The following is an 18,256-nucleotide window of genomic DNA, read 5'->3' as shown; positions in this document are numbered from 1 at the left end:
AGCTGAAGCGGTGTCTAGGTGTTTCAGCCAGTTGGCGCACAGAGATTCGCGATCGCCCTAACAAGCCCATAGGAAATCCTTGGCTCAAAATTCACTCGGTAGGGGGGAAAAAGACGACGCTCGATAACTTGTGAGTGGGAAAGAATACCATACTGAAAGATAGAGGGTAGGTTATTGACATGGGTAATGTAATAGAAACTTTATGATCTTGATGATCTTGGATTCAGATCTTCTTAACCTCCAGGTGGCTTTTGAGTTTGCTCTTTGATCCAGTTCAAATAGGCAGAAGAACCAGCAATGATTGGCATGGCAATGATCTCTGGGACTTCATAACTGTGTAATGCCAGCAGGCGATCGCGCACCTGCTCAAATAAAGCGATGCGGGTTTTAATCAGCAATTGCCATTCTGGAGCGCGATGCACCGCTCCTTGCCAACGGTATATTGATTGAACAGGTAGAACCTGCACACAGGCAGCCAGGTGCTCCGCCACCAGTTGATCGGCCAAGGAGAGTGCCTCAGCTTCCGTAGCTGTAGTAACAATCACTACACAGTACTCTGCCGCCGTTTCCAAACCTGCTGTCCTCACGTCAGGATGTTGCGTCACGATGTTGATTAGGTTGATCATATCTTGAATTAATTGTGCAGTGAATGTTGTTATTACTGGCATTGGTCTATGGACAGCGCTTGGGGACACCGCGATCGCCACATGGCAGCGGTACTGTCAGGGCAAGACAGCACTCATAGCCACCCCTGAAGGACTGGTGGGTGCAACGAGCTTGCCTGTCGAGAAAATTATTGAAACGACTACGACTCAAGCGCTCAAGGATGCAAAATTAACGGCTCCCCTGGGCAGTGCCGGGGCAGTGGTCGGCTCCAGTCGCGGCTTTCAAGCCCAGTGGGAAAGATGGTTACGACAGCCTGCTCTTTCGCGAGAAACATGGTTACAAACCTTGCCAGCAACTGTTTCGCAGCAGGTAGCACAAATTGCAGGCATTCAGGGGATAGTGCTCAATCCCACAGCCGCCTGTGCCACGGGAATCTGGGCAATTGCCCAAGGGGCACTGTTGATTGCCCAGGGGGATTGCGATTTGGTGTTGGCTGGAGGCGTTGAATCCGCCATCTCCCCCTTAACCTTGGCCGGCTTTCGCCAGTTAGGGGTCTTGGCTCAGGAGCGGGCAGCTCCCTTCGATCGCCAGCGGCAGGGATTTGGCTTAGCGGCCGGCGGCGCCCTTCTTGTCTTGGAATCTCCAGAACGGGCGCGATCGCGAGGTATTGAACCCTATGCCCGAATTGCTGGGGTGGGTCTCAGTGCCGATGCTGAGAATATGGCTGCGCCCAGTGTCAACCAAACCGGTGCTCTCCTAGCGATTCAAAAGGCCTTGGCTCAGGCAGAGCTAACACCGCGCCAGATTGACTGTATCCATAGCCACGGTACGGGCACGCGGCGTAACGATGCCGCCGAAGCCGCTTGGATTCAAACCCTTTTTGGTCAAGGGGTTGCAGTCACCAGTCACAAAGGGGCCCTTGGACATACCTTAGGGGCTGCTGGGGCGATCGCGATCGCCCTCTCCTGCCTAGCGTTGCGGGAACAACAGATTCCCCCCTGTGTTGGCTGTCAAACCCCCAACTTTGAGTTGGATATTGTCCAACAGACACGTTCTGCTCACCTAGAGCACATTCTCTGCTGTAGTTATGGCTTTGGGGGGCAAAATGCAGTTGTTGTCCTCGCCCGCGCCTAGGAGGCTGCGACAACGGTTGTCCGTTGAGGAACCCCAAACTTTTGCATAATGGTTTCCGCCATTTGGGCGGGCGTCAGTCCCAAGTCGGCCTTTGATTCATCGGGGCTGGCGTGCTCCACCAAGATATCCGGTACCCCCAAACGCAGTACCGGCACCAGAATATCCGCCTCCTGCAGTGCCTCAAGTACCGCCGAGCCAAAGCCCCCCATCAGGCAGCCCTCCTCCAGTGTGACCACGCGGCCAATTTGTTTTGCCAAGGGCAGAATCAACGCCGTATCCAAGGGCTTGGCAAAGCGAGCATTGATCACGGCAGCACCCAGGCCGTGTTCCTTGAGGATTTCCGCCACCTGCATCGCCGGATAGACCATTGAGCCGTAGGCCACTAGGAGAAGATCTTCACCAGAGCGCAAAAGCTCTCCTTTGCCAATTTCAAGGGGTTCCCAGCCTTCCTCCATGAGGGCGACACCATAGCCATTGCCGCGGGGATAGCGCAGGGCGATCGGTCCATCGGTGTAGTTAATGCCTGTTACAATCATCCGTTGCAGTTCCGCCTCATCCTTGGGTGCCATCAGCACCATATTGGGTAGGCAGCGCAAATAGGCAATGTCATACATCCCTTGGTGGGTAGGGCCATCGGCACCGACAATCCCCGCCCGATCCATACAGAAGAAAACCGGTAGCTTTTGGATGCAGACATCATGGACAATTTGGTCATAGGCGCGCTGGAGGAATGTGGAGTAAATTGCCGCTACGGGGCGCATTCCCTGGGTGGCCATCCCCGCCGCCATTGTTACCGCATGCTGCTCGGCAATCCCGACATCAATGTACTGTTTTGGCACCCGTTTTTGGAGAATATCTAGGCCTGTGCCCGTGGCCATCGCCGCTGTAATGCCCACAATGCGCGGATCATTTTCTGCCAGCTTCGTCAGGGTTTCGCCAAAGACCTTGGAGTAGCTGGGGGGCTTGGGTTTACTAGAGGGTTTGGCCTTGCCAGTGACCAGATCAAAGGGATTTTGGGCATGGTAGCCCACTTGGTCTTTCTCGGCGATTGCATAGCCTTTGCCCTTCACGGTTGCAACATGGACGAGTACCGGGCCAGGAATGGTGTGGGCATGCTGGAATGTGGCAATCAGCTCCTCTAAATTATGGCCATCCACAGGGCCTACATAGGTAAAGCCTAATTCCTCAAAGACAGCGCCCACCTTAGGAACCGCAAGGCGCTTCATCCCCTCCTTGATGCGCTGCATCTCCGGGGTCAGGTTTTCACCAAAGAAGGGGATATGCTTGAACTGCTCTTCGAGATTATCGGTAATAAATTGCACCTGCGGTGAGAGGCGGATTTTATTCAGATAGCGGGGAATCGCCCCCACATTGGGGGAAATAGACATTTCATTGTCGTTGAGCACCACCATCAGGTTGGTGTGGGGCAGGTGGCCGGCATGATTAATGGCCTCTAGGGCCATGCCCCCCGTCAGGGCGCCATCGCCAATAATGGCCACTACCTTGAAGTTTTCCCCCTTGAGATCGCGGGCGATCGCCATCCCCAAAGCTGCCGAAATACTCGTGGAGGCATGCCCAGCCCCAAAGTGATCAAAGGGACTTTCCCGCCGGTTTAAGTAACCAGCAATCCCCCCTTTTTGGCGCAGGGTGTGGAAGTTGTTGTAGCGACCGGTCAACATTTTGTGGGGATAGGCTTGGTGCCCCACATCCCAGACCACGCGATCCTTATTTAAATCAAGGGTTTGGTAGAGTGCGAGGGTGAGTTCAACAACGCCCAAGCCAGGACCAAGGTGGCCGCCGGTCGCCGCCACAGTTTCCAGATGCTTGTCGCGAATTTGGGCGGCAATTTGAGTCAATTGGGCAATGGACAACCCATGCAACTGGTTGGGATGGGTAAGTTCACTTAGGTGCATAAAAACCCGACCTCGCAAGATACCTAGGAGCGATAGCCTACCGCTGACCACAGAAAAACTATCTGTTGACTGATTCTAGCAAAGTCCCCCGCTGAAGTTGGGGATTATTTCGCCCCTAGACGCGGTGAAAAGCCGCAATAATCACGAAACAGTTAATCATAAATTTCTAACGCTGTTTCATAGATTGTGCTCAATTATTGTGCTCAATTTACGAATTTCTGCCGTCGATTCATTGGTGTAATTTTCCACCAACCAAATCACCCATTGGTAAAACCGTTCCCGCCGCCACTGTTGCCAATAGTTGGCGAGAATTCCCCGCGCGAGATCCGTTTCCAACCGCTTGGGGTAACCGTAGCTTGTGGCCAAGTCTTGGAGACCTCCCAGCAAGCGTTGGCTCATCGTACTGAGGTGACTCAGGGACATCTGCATTGGGCGGCTCCCTCGAAGGAGGCATTTATTTCAAAGGAACCGGGCTTGACCGTTTCAGCAATCAAGCGACCCTCGCTGTCGGTGTGACGCTCACACCACCGTAGAGCACTGTCGTCAAGGGATAGCTCTTACAGGCCAAATACACCCGAAATTTACCCCCTAAAAATCCACCTCTTCGGGACTGAGGTGAATATCAAGGTCAAGGAGGAGTTGGCCAAACGTGCGTTGGTCGGTGGCACTGGTAGTCGGGGAGTCGGTCATTGCCCGTTCTATTACAGGTGGTCAAAAAATTATCCTGTGCTGTCTTTTGGGTTATGCGCCTGATCTAAAGCATGCCCCCGACTTTCTCCTATGCCCTCAGCACAGTATCCTCAAAGGTGATTAGCTCATCGCGATGTCCCTCTAGGGTGACTTGGGTTCCGATCCCATGGGGTTGCAACGAGAGTTTGACAGTTTCGAGCCGCTGGGCACCGCGCCAGTAGAACCAGGGGGCAATGGGGGTGAGGCCAACGAGACCAAAGGCCAAAATACCGCCGTTGGGAAAGAGCACCATCAACACTAAGGCAATGGCTGTGGTAGTGGCAACAGCTAGGGCAAAGAGGAATGCAGCCATCCAGGGACTGGCGGCAACCTGTCCCTGAAAGGTCACTTCAGCGCCATCGGCACTGACGGCGTGGAGCCGGTAGCCCCGCTGCTGGAAATAGTGCTTGAGCTGGGGAGCAAGTTTAGCAAGGGGTTGGGCAATGAACCATTCTTTGGTTTCAATGCGTTCTTTGGTGGAGGCACGAATAAAAATACAAACCCAATGGCCAAGAGGCTCGTGAGCAGGAGGGTGGAAGGGTAAATTAAGTCGCTGGACATGGCGTTTTTCAGGGGGCTTGATGGGCTATCTATCCCCATTCTCAAGCATCTATTGGGGTCTGCAAAGAGATCTTGCACTGCGATCGCCACCCTCAGTTCTGCGGAATACTAAACCCTAGCCATTGTTGTTGTCTTGCTTCGATAATGCGTTCGCAAGCTTTTCTCCGTGATCTTCGGGCACCCCGCTGCCGTTGGAGGGGGCTGCGCTCAGAAACGGCTTTTGCCCTGCTGCTACTGACCAGTGACCTCGGGGGGCTGGTGTTGGCTTGGAAATTGGGCTTACAACTCAATCGCTTCTATGCGCCCTTGCCCCCTGATTTGGCAGGGTGGTATTGGTGGGGATTGCCCAGTGTCTTTTGGCTGTTTGCAGCGGGTCTGTTGTTTTTGATTGCTGTGAGTGGGCTGTATCATCCGCGCGGCCATTGGAAAAATTATTTGCGCCTCGCCAAGGTATTGAGCTTGGGCTACCTGTTGGCGCTGGCGATCGCCTACTTCTATGACCCCAAAGTGGATTTGCCGCGCTCACTGTTTTTTAGTGCTTGGGGCCTAAGTGTCGTGTTGGCCGTGATCTTGCGCCTAGGGGTAAGTTTGGGCTTCAAAATGTTCACCCTGCGGCGCCCCATACGGGCGTTTCTGGTGGCCCCCCCAGAGCGGCAGGAGTATCTGAGCGCCCTGCTGGAACAACGCGCCAACTACAAAATTGTCGGCAGTGCGATCGCTGCTATGGCCAACGAACCGCAAACCTTGACGGAGATTCTCAACTGCCAAGCCCAAGAGGTGATCGTAGAAGGCCTCCCCCCGCCCACCTCGCCTCAGCACTCTATTGGCAACTGCGCCAAGAGGGCATTTCCCTACGGTTGATCCCCTCCAGCTTGGAAATGCTTTACCGACGGGGCGCCCCGGAAATTGTGGCGGCTTTGCCCACCCTGCGGGTAGATATGACCTATCTCAATGGCTGGGAGTATCGGCTGAAACGCTATTTGGACGTGATTTTGGCCCTCATTGGCCTTGTGGTCCTGGCGCCCCTATTTGTCGTGGTGGCGATCGCCATCAAACTCACCTCCCCAGGTCCTATCTTTTTTCGCCAAGAGCGAGTGGGACTCCATGGACAAGTCTTTCAGATGTGGAAATTTCGCACCATGCGTGCCGATGCACCGCAACTCCAAGCCTATTTGGAGGCACAAAACGAATCCGCCGATGGCATTCTCTTCAAGGTAAAAAACGACCCCCGCCGCACCCGCCTCGGCAGTTTTCTGCGCAAAACCAGCATTGATGAGCTGCCCCAACTGTTGAACGTCCTCTGGGGAGATATGAGCTTAGTGGGACCCCGTCCCCTACCCCTGCGGGATGTTGCCCGTTTCCATTCCTGGCATCATATTCGCCATCAGGTGATGCCCGGCATTACAGGGCTGTGGCAAATTTCTGGCCGCTCTCGGATTAGCAATTTTGATGAAGCGGCACGCCTTGACCTTTACTACATTGACAACTGGTCCCTGAATCTGGATTTAGAAATTCTTGTGGAGACTCTGCGTATTGTGCTCTTCGGTACTGGGGCGTACTAGAGGCGGTAAAGATTGTCTCGCTAATAATTTTTCCACCTGCAGCGCCGAGAGGGGGCGGGCAAAGAAATAACCTTGGCCATAGTTGCACCCTAGGGCTTGCAGGACACGACACTGTTCGCGGGTTTCGATGCCCTCCGCCACCACCTTTAGCCGCAAAGAATGTGCCAGCATAAGAATGGTATGCACAATTGTTGCCGAAGATTCCTCACAATTGAGGCCAGAAATGAACGTGCGATCAATTTTAAGGGTGTCAATGGGAAAGCGGTGCAAATAGCTCATGGAAGAATAGCCTGTGCCAAAATCATCCATGTACACGGGGATGCCCATGGCCCGAATTTCCTCAAGGGTGGCGATCGCCACCTCCTTGTTATCAATGAGAATCCCTTCAGTGACCTCAAGGCAGAGTCGCTGTGCTGGAAATCCCGTTTCCGCCAAAATAGACCTTAACTTGGGCAGCAGATCCGCCTGTTGAAAATGACGTCCACTGAGGTTGACACTAATCCTGAGTCCACGACTGCGGGGAAAGACCACTGCCCAGCGCTGCATTTGGCGGCAAGCCTCTGCCATGACCCACCAACTGATGGGTAGGATCAACCCCATCTCTTCGGCCACCGCCATGAATTCGCCAGGGGAAATGATGCCCCGTTCGGGATGTTGCCAACGCAGCAGCGCTTCAAAACCCACAATCTTGAGCGTTGATAGATCAACAATCGGCTGATAGTACACCAAAAATTCCTCACGCTCTGCCGCCTGTCGCAGCTCCGTTTCCATTTTCATGAGGGCTATCGTCTGGGCACGCATCGTCATACTAAAGACCTCGTAGCGAGCCTTGCCAAGGGATTTGGCGCGGTACATAGCAGTATCGGCATCCCGCAGTAGGTCCTCAGGGGTCTGACTGTCCTCGCTCGGAAAGGCAATGCCAATACTGCCACTGGTAAAGATTTCACGGCCTTCCAGCAGAAAGGGACGGCCCAGGGTGTTCAAAATTCGTTCTGCTACTTTCATCGCCTGGGCTGGATCAGTGAGGTCTTCTAGCAGAATCGCAAATTCGTCGCCACTAAGGCGGGCGACCGTATCCTCAGGGCGAGTACAAGCCCTCAGTCGCTGGCCAATGCCAATCAGGAGTTGATCCCCAGCTAAGTGCCCTAGGCTATCGTTGATCACCTTAAAGCGATCCACATCTAAAAACAGCACCGCAAAGAGGGAGTTAGGACGCCGCTGGCGGCGAGCAATGGCTTGGCTCAGATGGTCTACAAAGAGAACGCGGTTGGCCAGACCCGTCATGGCATCGTGGAGGGCATCGTGAAGAATTTGCTCCTGAATTAGGTGGTACTCCGTGACATCGGTCATGGAACCTCCCATGCGGTAGGGCTGACCCTTCTCGTTGCGCAGGGCTTTTCCCCGCGATCGCATCCAGCGGTAACTGCCGTCGCGATGCCTTATCCGAAATTCACAATCAAAGTAAGGACGGGTGCCGAAGAGGTGCTCCTTTATGTTCAGGCGCAACTGCTCTAGGTCATCGGGGTGGACTCGCCGCCACCATTCCTCGATGGTGGGTTGGAGGGTACCGGCAGGCTCCCCAATCAGCAGCTCCCAGCGGGGAGAATAGTACACGGAGCGATTGCTAATGTGCCAATCCCAGAGGCCATCATTGGCCGCTTCAGCCGCCAGAGCATAGCGTTCCTCACTAATTCGCAGGGCCAGTTCTGAACGTTTGCGCTCCGTAATGTCAGTGAGGTAGCAGCGAATTAATTGGCTCTCCCGCAGCATATGGATCGTCACTTCGTAGGTGCGATCGCCAACATTGATTTCCTCGACGGCAAATCGCTTTTCCTGCAACGACCAGCTTTTGAGGCGCGATAGCAGCGGATGTTGCCCATCCAGTTCTCCTAGATCGGGAAATTCCTGAATCGCCGCTGGATTGAGGTAGGTGAGTTGACCATTGGCAGCCAGTTCAATAATGGGATAGGGACTTAACTCTGGAAACGAGGATAACCGCAGCAGTTGAATTTCCGTCACCTCTGACATTTCACTGCTGCTGAAGGCAGTTCCCCAGGAGGCCACCGCTTGATCTGGAAGGCTACATCTTTCGAGGGCGCGCGTGTAGCGATCGAGCCCTGAGTCAGAAATGTCAGCGATCACGTGGTAGCGGGCGCGCACATCACCCCCAAAGACAATTACATCTCCATGCTGAAGAATGTGGGACTGGCAGGGCTTGCCATTGACAGTCAGACCATTGACACTGCGCCTTCCTTGGAGGTCACCATCAATGAGGCGAAAGAAAAAGTTACCGCTGCTAGAATCCAACATCCGTAGCAAAACCGCGTGCTGACGGGAAATCATTGGCGACTTAAGCACAATCCTATTGCTGGGGTGCCGCCCAATGGTATAGGTGCCAGCTTCCAAGTGAATGGTACGCCGGCCTTCGCGATCCTGAATGACAAGGAGATGGCGCCATCTCTGCGGCAGATCAGACTTCACATCAATGGCCTCGGCAAGGAGTACTTGAGGGAATCGTTTTTGCTTAAAGCTTACCAAATCCCACCCGTTTTGGTAGCAGACAGAATACTGCGATTCCTATTCTAGGGGTTGAAGTTTGATCCTGTTTCCAGAAAATTTCCCTGACTCTGATGCAATCTTTTCTTGACACTGCCTAGAATGAGTTAACCATTCTTTAAATTCTTAGAGTCATTTTTGCTGACTGTTATTGATACTGAGTGAGCTTCACTCAATTATCTTGTTCTTAGCCGCTGCTGATTCCCATGATGGCTGTCTGTCTACAACTGTGCCGCTCATTTGGGCGATCGCTCTGTCTTGGTGTTTTATCTGCGCTGCTGCTATGGTTGATCCCACCCTCCCCGGCAATGGCCATGACCCCCAAGCACTACACCGAATTGACCTTTCCCCCATTACCAGAACTGCAAGTACCGGCCTATGAGCGCCGTCAGTTGAGCAATGGCATGGTGGTCTATCTCCTTGAGGATCACGAGTGGCCTCTAGTGCGGGGAACTGTGATCTTTCGGGCAGGTAGTCGCTGGGATCCACCGGCGCAGGTGGGTTTGGCAGAAATCAGCGGCGATCTAATTCGCACAGGGGGCACCCAAGCCCACCGGGCTGCTGCAATTGACGAATGGTTGGAGGATCGGGCGGCATCTATTGAATCCGGCGTCGGCAAAACTTTAGGACGGATTAATTTCAACAGTCTTAAGGAACACAGCGAGGCAGTACTGAACCTACTGGCGGAAATGCTCCAAGCCCCAGCAGTAGAACCAGAGCGCTTTGAATTGGCGATTCGGCGCCGCCAGGGAATTATTCAACGCCGTGATGATCAACCCAATGCCCAAGCAGAACGGGAATTTTACAAGCTGATTTATGGCCCTAAGAGTCCCTACGCCCGCACTCAAGAGCTAGAAACACTTGCCAACATTACCCCTGCCGATGTGCAGCAATTTTACCGGACCTATCTGGCTCCCTCCCGCTGCATTTTGGGGTTGGTGGGCGATTTTGATGCCTCGGAAATGGGCGATCGCCTGGCGGCAATTTTTGGCCCATGGCAGGATCCGCCGAACTTACCGCCCCTGCCTCCCTTGCCGCCAGTGACGGCTGATACCTCCCCAGCAACAGTGGTAATTCATCGGCCCCATCTCTCCCAAAGCTACATCTATACCGGCCAATTGGGGGGAACCCTCAAGGATCCAGATGTGTTTACCCTTTATGTCCTCAATGGAGTTCTCAATGGCTTTGGCGGGCGTCTTTTCAATGAAGTGCGATCGCGCCAAGGGTTGGCCTATAGTGTCTATGCCGCTTGGAGTCCGGAGTTTGACTATCCGGGGGTGTTTTATGGTGTCGGCCAAACCCAAACAGAGACCACAGCCAAGTTTCTCAGCGCCCTCCGCCAGGAAATTGAGCGATTGCAACAGGAACCGGTTGGCTCAGCAGAACTAAATTATGCCAAGGACAGCATTCTCAACTCATTTGTTTTAATTTTCGCGATCGCCTGCAAATTCTAAATCGCCTCTTGCGCTACGAATACTATGATTTGCCGAAGGATTTTATCTTCCGCTATCAGCAAGCTGTCAAAGCAGCAACCGCGGCGGATCTGCAACGGGTGGCACAAACCCGCTTAAAGCCAGACCAATGGCGTACCCTAATTGTGGGCGATCGCGTCCCCTGTCCCACAACCAATTGCCAACAACGACAACACCCAGCCTAAGGGCGCAACCAACTTTGACATTCAGCATATGGTGCAGGTGCGTCAAGTGAAGCAATCATCACTAGACTATCGATACAGACCTTTCTGAAATTTTATGACCAGACCGACTGCACCCTCCTCGGATACCTTGCCCCCCCGCATCTGGAGCAACCGACTCACCGTGGCAGCCCTCCTGGTGGCAGTGGTTAATCGCGGCCTTGAGTGGAACCGTCGAAATCGAGAAACAGATCGCTTGGCACAAGCAGAGCCTTAAAGAAAAGAATTACAGAAGAGCAACGAAGAATGATTGAAGAACATGGCAGAGGCAGAACGAGCAGCTTGCCGAGCTAGAATCGAAGCTAAACGCCATCTTGCCCTCCTAAACTTTTTGGTTGACGCCTCGCCCCCCAATCAAGAGGTGCTGATGCCGGTGATTGCCCTACTGGCTCAGTAGCGGGCAAGCCTTTAGGAGAGGGGAATTCTGAAGGATTAAGAACTTAGGTTTACCTCAATGATTGGTGGCCGATCTGCTGCTGTGGAAGCAGGAAAATTGATGACAACCCCCACAGGAATCTTCAGGGTCGCCATGTACTTCCTGACTTGCTTGACTTCCTTATCGCCAATATTCTGAACAGCTTTGAGTTCAACCACAACAACCCCTTGGCCATTGTCACGGACAATGAGATCGGGAATAGCTTCCCCTACAAAATAACCGTGAAAGAAAATCGGTACCTTGCGTTGTTCTTCGTACTCAATTTGCCGTTCCCGCAGGGCAACCTCAAAAGCTTTTTGGTAGATCGCCTCGCTAAAACCACTTCCTAATTCTCAAAAGATGTCTTGGGCAATCTCCTGAATTATCTGGAGCCAGTCCTTCATAGGGATGTAGCGTGCTGACGGTACCAAGAAATTGTACGTTCTAAGCCTTCTTTAAGGGAAACCTGGGCACGAAAACCAAAGGCCTCCTTTGCCCTAGTGGTATCGAGACAGCGCCGGGGTTGACCATTGGGCTTATCGGTTTGCCACTGAATTTGACCTTGAAACCCCATCAGTTCACAGATTAGAGCCACCAGATTTTGAATGGTGATCTCCTCACCGGTGCCAAGGTTAACAGGATCGGGATCATTGTAGGCTTGGGTAGCCATGACAATGCCGCGGGCAGCATCCTCCACATAAAGGAATTCACGGCTAGGAGTGCCATCGCCCCATACGGCAATCCGAGAATCCCCCTGTTGCTGGGCAGTATGCACTTTGCGAATCAAGGCAGGAATCACATGGGAACTCTCAGGATCAAAGTTATCTCCGGGGCCATAGAGGTTTACCGGCAGAAGATAAATACCATTAAAGCCATACTGCTGCCGATAGGCTTGCAGTTGCACGAGAAGGGCTTTCTTAGCAATGCCGTAGGGAGCGTTTGTTTCTTCGGGATAACCGTTCCAGAGATCACTTTCTTTGAAGGGAACGGGGGTAAATTTAGGATAGGCGCAAATCGTCCCCACACAGACGAATTTTTCCACGCCAGCGCGATGGGCACAGTCAATGAGTTGGGCCCCCATGATCAAATTGTCATAAAACAGCTCGGCGGGCTTGGCTTGATTGAGACCAATCCCTCCCACATGGGCAGCAAGGTGAATGACAATATCTTGGCCTTGAACCACAGCTTGACAAGCGGACAGTTGCCGTAGATCGTAGTCGCGCGATCGCACCACCGTAATTTGCTCAGGGACGGCGCCAGCTACCTGCAACTGTGCCACCACATGGCATCCCAAAAATCCTGCCCCTCCTGTAACGAGAATTCTTTTTTGACTCAAATCCATGGCTAGTCTGCCTTACTGATAAACTGTCGCTGCGCAATGAGGTCCAGCACGGTGTCGGAGCTGGTTTTGGGAGTGGTTCCTTGAATCCCCACGGCATGGAGATCCGCTTCCACCATCAGGGCCACCAGCTCAGGAAATGTAACCGAGGGCTGCCAACCCAATACTGTTTTTGCCTTAGTGGGATCTCCCAAGAGTAGATCCACCTCCGTGGGACGCAGATAGCGGGGGTCAAATTCCACGTAATCCTCCCAGTTCAGACCCACATACCCAAAGGCCAGCTCGAGAAATTCCCGCACAGAGTGGGTTTCCCCCGTGGCCACCACATAGTCATCGGGTTGCTCCTGTTGCAGCATCAGCCACATGGCACGCACATAGTCTTTGGCGTAGCCCCAGTCCCGTTTGGCGTCTAAGTTGCCCAAATAGAGCTTGTTTTGCTGGCCAGCCACAATGCGGGCAACGGCACGGGTAATTTTGCGGGTCACGAATGTTTCACCCCGCCGCGGGCTTTCGTGGTTAAAGAGAATGCCATTACAGGCAAAAAGGTGATAGGCCTCGCGATAATTGACCGTTTGCCAATGGGCATAGACCTTGGCACAGGCATAGGGACTGCGGGGATAAAAGGGCGTCGTTTCCCGCTGCGGTACCTCCTGCACCAGACCAAACATCTCCGAAGAACCCGCCTGGTAAAACTTCACCTGTTTGCTGGTGCGCTCTTGGTATTCGCGAATGGCCTCTAGGAGCCGCAGGGTTCCCATGGCAACAGTTTCAACGGTATATTGGGGGGCATCAAAGCTTACCCGCACGTGGGATTGTGCCCCCAGATTATAAATTTCATCAGGTTGGCTAAGTTCGATAATGCGCCGCAGGGTGCCGCCATCGGTGAGATCGCCATAGTGTAGGCGCAGAGTAGCCCCCTCTTGGTGGGGGTCAACGTAAATGTGGTCAATGCGATCAGTATTAAATGTGGAGGTGCGGCGAATAATGCCATGCACTTCATAGCCTTTCTCTAGGAGCAGCTCACTGAGGTAGGAGCCATCTTGGCCAGTGATACCGGTGATCAATGCCCGCTTGCGATCGCCCATCCGTTATTGCCTTCCTCCTAAACCTGTGCGTTCTGGATAACCCACGGCCCGCTTTAACGCTGCTAAAGAGCGATTGTAGTCCAAAATAGCTGCAAGCAGATTGCCTTGGGCTTGGGTCAAATTAGCTTCGGCGTTAGTCACTTCCTGTTGAGTCCCCACTCCCGCTTGGAAGCGCAACCGCGCTAGGCGCAGTCCTTCAGTGGCTTGGGTAGCAGCAGTTTGGGCAGTGGCAATGTTTTTCTCGTTGGCCTTGAGATTGATGTAGGCTGTTTCCACCTCAAGGCGAATGCTGTCCTTTTGGTTGGCATACTGTTCCTCGGCACTGGCTGCAAGGGCTTCTTGACGAGCGGCACTTGCCCGGGCATTGCCACCATCAAAGAGGGCTAGTTGCATTTGCAGCCCTACCCCATAGCCAAAGCGAGGGCCTAGATCATCTGTGACTTTGTCCAGCATATTGCCACTGGCAAAGAGACTGAGTTGAGGGCGGGTAGTAGCTAAGGCCAGTTGACGATTGCTTAGGGCAATGCGACGCCGCAGCAGTTGCTGCTCTAACTCCACACGGTTCTGATAGGCAAGGAGAATACTGTCCTCAAGGGAAAGTGACCATTTCTCAGCGGGTTCAACGCGCTCAGCGATCGCCACGTCCACCATCTGATTCACATTCAATCGCTGTGCCAACTGTCGGCGGGTCGTGATTTCCAAATTGCGCGCTTGATTCAAGTTTTGCTGCGCATTGGCAAGGTTCACCTCGGCCGTGAGGACATCCAATAGCGTCCCAATCCCTGCTTGCTCAAAGGCGGTGGCATCCCGCAGGGTCACCTGGGCATTGGCTACTGCTGCTTCAGCGATTTGTACCTGCACCTTGGCCTGTTGCGCCAAATAGTAATCGTTTGTAACATCCAGGATGAGTTGTTGGAGTTGGCGTTGTACCTCCAGTTCACTGAGGCGCACTTGGTCGCGAGCCGCTTGAATGGCCGCCGATCGCCCTCCCCCAGCAAACAGGGTATAGTTCATCACGAGTGCTGCGTTGGCAGTGGCGCCAGCGGTGGCACCAAAAAGGTTAGTGAAAAAATTTCTGTAATTCAGTTGATTCACAGGTGCCAAGGTAATTCGGGTAACGTTGGGGGGGTTGCAGCTTGGCTGGCACTGTTTTGCAGTTGCTGGAGTTGCTGTTGCAGCTCAAGGTTTTGCTGATCTGAAAATGCCGTTAGTTGGGGGCCTTGAAATCGCTGTTGGAGCCGTTGCACCTGAGTATTCAAAAGACTGCTGGCAGCCAGTTGCTGAGCCAGAAGCTGTTGCTGAGTTTGTTGCTGTTGCTGCTGTTGTAAAGAGAGCTGCTGCTGAAAGTTGAGGGGGAGGTAGGCGGGCTGGCCGCCGGGGGTAGTATTTTGGCCAATGCTAGCTTGAAAGGTCAGGGTGGGATAAAGCTGGGCTTGCACCTGTCGCAGTTGGGCCTGTGCCTGTTGTAGTTGTAGCTCACTAATTTGGAGACCAATGTTGTTGCGAATCGCCACCTCAATCGCTTGCTCTAGGGTGAGGGCTTGATTGAGATCAATGTTGAGCGTCTCAGGAAGCGCCAGTTTATCGGGATTGGGATTGAGAGGCGTGAGGGCATCCGCCCCTGGGGCTTGAGAAGACGCCTGTACCACTGGAGTAGTTTTGGGTGCAGCTTGAGCGAGGCTAGGCAGCGTCACAGGGGCAAGTGCAAGGAGTCCCGACAGCAGCATTTTGGGGAGATTCAGGGCAAAATCATTCAACATGGGAACTTAGAGTGCAACCTGCTCAAGTTAGCGACGGTAGAACTGCGCCTAAGCACTGGTGAAGATTGCCAGCATCCAGCCATTTGCTTCACTCCCACAACACACCCATTCTGCAAAACTCTAGCATGGATTCTCAGTTGCGATCGCCTGCTAGAGCCGCCGCCGCAGACCACGAGGATTGAAAAGGGGGATAAAACTGATCTAGAATAGGGAATCTGCCAAATCAGGAGAGGTGGCTGAGTGGTCGAAAGCGGCAGATTGCTAATCTGTTGATAGGCAGGTAACTCCTATCCGAGGGTTCGAATCCCTCCCTCTCCGTTAAAGAAAAAGAAGTTAAAGAAAATATGATCAAGCCAATAACTGACCCTTATCCTTTGCTCTCCCTGAGCAAAGCCCGAATGGGTCAAGGGCAGGAGATAATAAACTCACATAAACAGCTTTGGGATAAAACGATGGCCAGTGACTTAATAATAACGATTCTCCCCGGCATGACCGTGAAGGTCACCAATCCCAACGATACTTATTACCAATTTCAGGGGATTGTGCAGCGGGTCACAGACGGCAAAGTAGCAGTGCTCTTTGAAGGAGGAAACTGGGATAAATTGGTTACTTTTCAGGCCAGCGAGCTAGAGCCAGTGGTGAGCACGCCCAAGAAAAAAGCGCAAGCCAAAAAGTAAACGATGGCGTGGCGATCGCCTCCCCCCCAGCCCTTTGCTGAGATTATCCAGACAGCAACGGATCACTGCATTGCCCAGTGCCACGAGCCCGCTACCCTAGATTTTCCGGCTGTGCCTGCCCTGGGCAGTTGGGTGCGCATCCCGGAAAGCGATCGCGTGATTTATGGCATTGTTGCCTACGTAGTCACGGCGCCCATTGACACAATTCACCGTGCCACCGCCTTGGGGCTATCCCTAGAGCAACTACGGCAAGAGCAGCCCCATATCTTTGCCATGTTGAAAACCGAGGTCACGATCGCCATTGCTGGCTTTCAGGAAAGGGAACACTTTTATCACCATTTGCCCCCCCACCCACCCCAAATGCACCAGCAGGTCTATGGGTGTCCCCCGGAGGAGGTGATTGCCTTCAGTGGCACATTGACCTTTTTGCGAACCCTGTTGACCCTGCGCTATGGTCCCGGTGATGCCCTGGTGGCCGCAACCCTCCGTTCCTTGTATCAACTCCGACAGCGCGATCGCCAGTGGCTAGTGCAGGCAGCCCAATACCTGAACCAACTCCTCAAGGATGACTACGATCGCCTGCGGGGCATTATTGAGCAGTTATGATAGCCGGCAAGACAAAAGCCGCCCCCGTTGCCAGTAAAACAATGATTTCTAGGCCGATCAACAGAGGACTGGCAGGTTTAAGCCTACCGCCCCGCCACCAGTTCCTGACCCGCCGATCCTCTGGCCGGATTGCAAAACTGAGCATTGAAACTAAAAGTGGCTGCCCCCCCGCCTTTGCCCCTAGAATGAGGTGAGCCAGCAAACTCAGGAGCACCACACTCCAAGCCGCTAAATGAGCTAAGTACCAGCCTCGATTGAGCTCCCCTGCGGGCAACCACTCCTCTTTCATCATCCGCCCCGTGATCAGGGCAAACGTGACGGCCACCAGCATTAGGGTATTTGCTAACCGATGCCAAGCAAGCCAATTCCCTTGGGAAAGTTGCGCCAAGGATTTTTTGTACAACAGCCGGCGATCGCCCCAATGGAAGCAGTAAAGGGCAAAGCAGGGGAATAGCAATAGCAGCACCAGGGCAATTGTACCGTGGAGGCCTTGAATATCGGGAATCTTGGGTAGGGGCAGTGATCCCCAGCGGCCATCGTAGGTGTTATAGACCCAAAACCCTGACAGGAGAGCAAGGAGCACCAAAATCGCAATTGCCCCGTGGACAAGGCGCAGGGAAAGGGGTTGATAGGGAATAGGTTTGGCCATCGTTATTGGGAAGCAGGGTGTAATTGCTTGACGAGGCGATCGTACTGCTGCGTTTCCGCCCAATCCAGAATTTCCCGTGCCCGCAGTACCGGTAGCGGGTGGGTCAGCTGCGCGGTCTGTAATTCTTTGAAAAGCCCATACCAGCCCCGATCGGCCGCCTCATAATCCCGCGCTTGGGCAATAAAGGCGTCGAGATTCAGGCGATCGCTCCACTGTGGCGAACCTCCAGAGAGTTTCATCAGAACTGAAGCAACAATACGGGGGTCGCAGGTCACCAATAGGGCAGCGCGATCGCAGGTGAGTTCAGCACAGCGAAGCCAATGCAACAGTTGCATTTGCAGTCCCTGGGCCAAAAGCAAACCCCAAGGAGACAATTGACTGGTGGCCAACAGCAACAGGTTGGCGACGGTCAGATAAACCCCATGTTCACATTTGAGGTGACCCAACTCATGGGCTAAGACCGCTTGTAATTCCTTGGGTGTCAGCAGTTCCACGAGCGCCGAGTGCAGGACCACAAAAGGCTGTTTGCCCTGCATAGCAAAGGTGTAGGCATTGGCAACGGGGTGTTGTTTGAGATACAACTGGGGCGGCTCTAGGCCTAAAATACGACATGCTTCCAGATGGAGGGCGTAAATCTCTGGCAATTGCCGTTCACTCAGGCGCAGGCTACTGCCAATGTTCTCCAGGTAAAAGGCCTGCTCCGCCACCGAACCTAAAAGCGATCGCACGAGAATATCTAACCCCGGCAGTTGCTGGAGTGCTTGGGTGGCCTCGCGATCGCGGGGATGACGAAACTGATCGGCCCTCAGGCTGGCAGACGCTGGAACAGGCATGAAATCGTAATTTTTACCTTGACCCCTCCACTGCCAATTTTAGAGTATGGCACAGACTTCTCGCATCCCTGCAAAAACATTCTGCGCTTTCTGCGCTGGCATGCTCTTCTCGCCTAAGACCCAAAAAGCTACGGCGAG

General features: G+C 53.5%; 20 protein-coding genes, 1 tRNA gene and 1 pseudogene. 9 read left to right on the top strand and 13 right to left on the bottom strand.

All coding sequences use genetic code 11. From position 1 onward, the window contains the following. Positions 1–23: 23 nt before the first annotated feature. The gene (locus NK55_RS14265) at positions 24–161 is read right to left on the bottom strand and encodes a hypothetical protein (protein WP_398508286.1); all 138 of its coding nucleotides are present in this window, start codon (positions 159–161) and stop codon (positions 24–26) included. 72 nt (positions 162–233) lie between these two features. Beyond that, the gene (cutA, locus tag NK55_RS01610) at positions 234–605 is read right to left on the bottom strand and encodes a divalent-cation tolerance protein CutA (protein WP_225871773.1); all 372 of its coding nucleotides are present in this window, start codon (positions 603–605) and stop codon (positions 234–236) included. Positions 606–645: 40 nt separating this feature from the next. Here cutA and NK55_RS01605 point away from each other — a divergent pair, with 40 nt between their 5' ends. Then, on the top strand, positions 646–1,740 hold the full coding sequence (locus NK55_RS01605; RefSeq protein ID WP_024124100.1) for a beta-ketoacyl-ACP synthase: 1,095 nt from the start codon (positions 646–648) through the stop codon (positions 1,738–1,740). Here the strand turns inward: NK55_RS01605 and dxs are convergent. From dxs to NK55_RS12640, 3 genes are all read right to left on the bottom strand, one after another. Continuing rightward, on the bottom strand, positions 1,737–3,653 hold the full coding sequence (gene dxs / locus NK55_RS01600; RefSeq protein WP_024124099.1) for a 1-deoxy-D-xylulose-5-phosphate synthase: 1,917 nt from the start codon (positions 3,651–3,653) through the stop codon (positions 1,737–1,739). The two genes, NK55_RS01605 and dxs, sit on opposite strands and share 4 nt — an antisense overlap. Before the next feature lie 177 nt (positions 3,654–3,830). Next, positions 3,831–4,076 carry a hypothetical protein gene (locus NK55_RS13375; RefSeq protein WP_041428920.1) on the bottom strand — a complete coding sequence of 82 codons (246 nt, stop codon included), beginning with the start codon at positions 4,074–4,076 and terminating at the stop codon, positions 3,831–3,833. A gap of 355 nt (positions 4,077–4,431) precedes the next feature. Then, entirely contained in the window at positions 4,432–4,827 is a 396-nt protein-coding gene (locus tag NK55_RS12640) for a cofactor assembly of complex C subunit B (protein ID WP_255325338.1), read from the bottom strand. 260 nt (positions 4,828–5,087) lie between these two features. On the opposite strand from NK55_RS12640, the pseudogene NK55_RS14190 reads away from it, so the two are divergent. Further along, a pseudogene (locus NK55_RS14190) lies at positions 5,088–6,505 on the top strand (sugar transferase). Here the strand turns inward: NK55_RS14190 and NK55_RS01580 are convergent. Next, a complete protein-coding gene (locus NK55_RS01580) occupies positions 6,449–9,043 on the bottom strand; it encodes an EAL domain-containing protein (RefSeq protein ID WP_225871772.1) in 2,595 nt (864 codons plus the stop codon). The pseudogene NK55_RS14190 and the gene NK55_RS01580 overlap by 57 nt on opposite strands. Before the next feature lie 224 nt (positions 9,044–9,267). On the opposite strand from NK55_RS01580, the gene NK55_RS01575 reads away from it, so the two are divergent. The 4 genes from NK55_RS01575 (at position 9,268) to NK55_RS13765 (ending at position 11,151) form a co-directional block, all read left to right on the top strand. Continuing rightward, a complete protein-coding gene (locus tag NK55_RS01575; RefSeq protein ID WP_162147161.1) occupies positions 9,268–10,515 on the top strand; it encodes a pitrilysin family protein in 1,248 nt (415 codons plus the stop codon). A 29-nt stretch (positions 10,516–10,544) separates the two neighbouring features. Beyond that, positions 10,545–10,718, top strand: coding sequence for a hypothetical protein (locus NK55_RS13370; protein ID WP_162147160.1), 174 nt, complete (start codon positions 10,545–10,547; stop codon positions 10,716–10,718). Between the two features lie 94 nt (positions 10,719–10,812). After that, on the top strand, positions 10,813–10,971 hold the full coding sequence (locus tag NK55_RS13770; protein ID WP_225871771.1) for a hypothetical protein: 159 nt from the start codon (positions 10,813–10,815) through the stop codon (positions 10,969–10,971). A 42-nt stretch (positions 10,972–11,013) separates the two neighbouring features. Beyond that, positions 11,014–11,151: a hypothetical protein gene (locus NK55_RS13765; RefSeq protein ID WP_225871770.1), complete on the top strand. Its 138-nt coding sequence runs from the start codon at positions 11,014–11,016 to the stop codon at positions 11,149–11,151. Between the two features lie 35 nt (positions 11,152–11,186). On the opposite strand, the gene NK55_RS12635 is transcribed toward NK55_RS13765, so the two are convergent. The 5 genes from NK55_RS12635 to NK55_RS13755 all read right to left on the bottom strand — a co-directional run bounded on the left by NK55_RS12635 (position 11,187) and on the right by NK55_RS13755 (position 15,353). Further along, on the bottom strand, positions 11,187–11,468 hold the full coding sequence (locus NK55_RS12635; protein WP_255325337.1) for a GxxExxY protein: 282 nt from the start codon (positions 11,466–11,468) through the stop codon (positions 11,187–11,189). 101 nt (positions 11,469–11,569) lie between these two features. Further along, positions 11,570–12,511 carry a GDP-L-fucose synthase gene (locus NK55_RS01560; protein WP_024124096.1) on the bottom strand — a complete coding sequence of 314 codons (942 nt, stop codon included), beginning with the start codon at positions 12,509–12,511 and terminating at the stop codon, positions 11,570–11,572. A 2-nt stretch (positions 12,512–12,513) separates the two neighbouring features. Beyond that, positions 12,514–13,593: a GDP-mannose 4,6-dehydratase gene (gene gmd / locus NK55_RS01555; RefSeq protein ID WP_024124095.1), complete on the bottom strand. Its 1,080-nt coding sequence runs from the start codon at positions 13,591–13,593 to the stop codon at positions 12,514–12,516. A gap of 3 nt (positions 13,594–13,596) precedes the next feature. Next, the gene (locus tag NK55_RS13760) at positions 13,597–14,607 is read right to left on the bottom strand and encodes a TolC family protein (protein WP_398507939.1); all 1,011 of its coding nucleotides are present in this window, start codon (positions 14,605–14,607) and stop codon (positions 13,597–13,599) included. Between the two features lie 77 nt (positions 14,608–14,684). Further along, complete coding sequence (locus NK55_RS13755; RefSeq protein WP_051372750.1) at positions 14,685–15,353, bottom strand: TolC family protein; 669 nt, start codon at positions 15,351–15,353, stop codon at positions 14,685–14,687. A 226-nt stretch (positions 15,354–15,579) separates the two neighbouring features. On the opposite strand from NK55_RS13755, the gene NK55_RS01545 reads away from it, so the two are divergent. From NK55_RS01545 to NK55_RS01535, 3 genes are all read left to right on the top strand, one after another. Then, positions 15,580–15,671, top strand: a tRNA-Ser gene (locus NK55_RS01545). A 26-nt stretch (positions 15,672–15,697) separates the two neighbouring features. Beyond that, positions 15,698–16,030, top strand: coding sequence for a photosynthetic/respiratory NAD(P)H-quinone oxidoreductase subunit S (gene ndhS / locus NK55_RS01540; RefSeq protein WP_157869622.1), 333 nt, complete (start codon positions 15,698–15,700; stop codon positions 16,028–16,030). Positions 16,031–16,033: 3 nt separating this feature from the next. Then, positions 16,034–16,636 (top strand): HAS-barrel domain-containing protein, encoded by a 603-nt coding sequence (locus NK55_RS01535; protein ID WP_024124093.1) that lies wholly within the window; start codon positions 16,034–16,036, stop codon positions 16,634–16,636. Here the strand turns inward: NK55_RS01535 and NK55_RS01530 are convergent. Together NK55_RS01530 and NK55_RS01525 are read right to left on the bottom strand one after the other, a co-directional pair. Beyond that, positions 16,620–17,285, bottom strand: coding sequence for a cytochrome b/b6 domain-containing protein (locus tag NK55_RS01530; protein ID WP_024124092.1), 666 nt, complete (start codon positions 17,283–17,285; stop codon positions 16,620–16,622). The two genes, NK55_RS01535 and NK55_RS01530, sit on opposite strands and share 17 nt — an antisense overlap. 2 nt (positions 17,286–17,287) lie before the next feature. Beyond that, a complete protein-coding gene (locus NK55_RS01525) occupies positions 17,288–18,118 on the bottom strand; it encodes a M48 family metallopeptidase (RefSeq protein WP_024124091.1) in 831 nt (276 codons plus the stop codon). Between the last annotated feature and the right edge of the window lie 138 nt (positions 18,119–18,256).

The sequence above is a fragment of the Thermosynechococcus sp. NK55a genome, assembly GCF_000505665.1.
In the GTDB taxonomy this organism is placed as follows: domain Bacteria; phylum Cyanobacteriota; class Cyanobacteriia; order Thermosynechococcales; family Thermosynechococcaceae; genus Thermosynechococcus.
Note: the sequence above shows the minus strand (reverse complement) of the source record. Positions and strands in the feature narration are given on the sequence as shown.

Excerpts from the sequence above, each read along its gene's own strand:
- ndhS (WP_157869622.1), top strand. The coding sequence starts at position 15,698 with ATGATCAAGCCAATAACTGACCCTTATCCTTTGCTCTCCCTGAGCAAA.
- gmd (WP_024124095.1), bottom strand. The coding sequence starts at position 13,593 with ATGGGCGATCGCAAGCGGGCATTGATCACCGGTATCACTGGCCAAGAT.
- NK55_RS13760 (WP_398507939.1), bottom strand. The coding sequence starts at position 14,607 with ATGAACTATACCCTGTTTGCTGGGGGAGGGCGATCGGCGGCCATTCAA.
- NK55_RS13765 (WP_225871770.1), top strand. The coding sequence starts at position 11,014 with ATGGCAGAGGCAGAACGAGCAGCTTGCCGAGCTAGAATCGAAGCTAAA.
- NK55_RS01575 (WP_162147161.1), top strand. The coding sequence starts at position 9,268 with ATGATGGCTGTCTGTCTACAACTGTGCCGCTCATTTGGGCGATCGCTC.
- NK55_RS01535 (WP_024124093.1), top strand. The coding sequence starts at position 16,034 with ATGGCGTGGCGATCGCCTCCCCCCCAGCCCTTTGCTGAGATTATCCAG.
- NK55_RS13755 (WP_051372750.1), bottom strand. The coding sequence starts at position 15,353 with ATGTTGAATGATTTTGCCCTGAATCTCCCCAAAATGCTGCTGTCGGGA.
- dxs (WP_024124099.1), bottom strand. The coding sequence starts at position 3,653 with ATGCACCTAAGTGAACTTACCCATCCCAACCAGTTGCATGGGTTGTCC.
- NK55_RS01560 (WP_024124096.1), bottom strand. The coding sequence starts at position 12,511 with ATGGATTTGAGTCAAAAAAGAATTCTCGTTACAGGAGGGGCAGGATTT.
- NK55_RS13375 (WP_041428920.1), bottom strand. The coding sequence starts at position 4,076 with ATGTCCCTGAGTCACCTCAGTACGATGAGCCAACGCTTGCTGGGAGGT.
- NK55_RS01530 (WP_024124092.1), bottom strand. The coding sequence starts at position 17,285 with ATGGCCAAACCTATTCCCTATCAACCCCTTTCCCTGCGCCTTGTCCAC.
- NK55_RS13770 (WP_225871771.1), top strand. The coding sequence starts at position 10,813 with ATGACCAGACCGACTGCACCCTCCTCGGATACCTTGCCCCCCCGCATC.
- NK55_RS01525 (WP_024124091.1), bottom strand. The coding sequence starts at position 18,118 with ATGCCTGTTCCAGCGTCTGCCAGCCTGAGGGCCGATCAGTTTCGTCAT.